This window comes from Aminobacter sp. P4_D5 (assembly GCF_056401815.1).
The window spans coordinates 1-532 of the sequence record NZ_JBFUIP010001326.1 but is presented as its reverse complement, the minus strand read 5'-3'; the positions used below and the strand labels follow the sequence as shown (position 1 = coordinate 532).

1 protein-coding gene is annotated in these 532 nt (G+C 61.1%); it reads right to left on the bottom strand.

Annotation, left to right across the window (positions count from 1 at the left end):
- On the bottom strand, window positions 1-532 hold a 532-nt coding region (locus AC1DWF_RS38200; protein ID WP_476843602.1), incomplete at both ends, for an ATP-binding domain-containing protein.

Genomic DNA, 532 nt, shown 5'->3' with positions numbered 1-532 from the left:
ATTCGCTGCGCCAGATCGGCAAGGCGCTCCTTCTGGCGAAGCATCCAGTCGAGCCGATCGCGCACGAGTGTGCGGGCAACACGGACGAGGTGCAGCCCGCGGTTGTCGGCAAAGCGCAGTGCCTGCCGGTAGAGGACACCGCGCTCGTAATCGAGCGTGGTTTCCTTGGCGTTGCTTCGCGACAGAATGGTCTCGAGCCCGCCCGCCTTGGCGAATGAACGCCGCCCGTAATAAAGCGCCATATCCTCGCGGTGACGGGTCATCGCGACATAGGTCAAATGGCGATCGAGCGAGAGGGAAGCTAGCACCTTGACCCGATCGACGGTCGACCCTTGAGACTTGTGGATCGTCGTTGCATAGCCATGATCAACCTTGGGGTAGAAACGCTGCTCGACCCTGACCAGCCGACGATGTTCGCCCTCGCCGATGGCAGCGACGATCCTGTTTGATGCCGCCTCGACGACACGGCCGATCATGCCGTTTTTCACGCCAAGCGAGGTCTCGTTCTTCAAGAAGACGATCTGGTCACCGG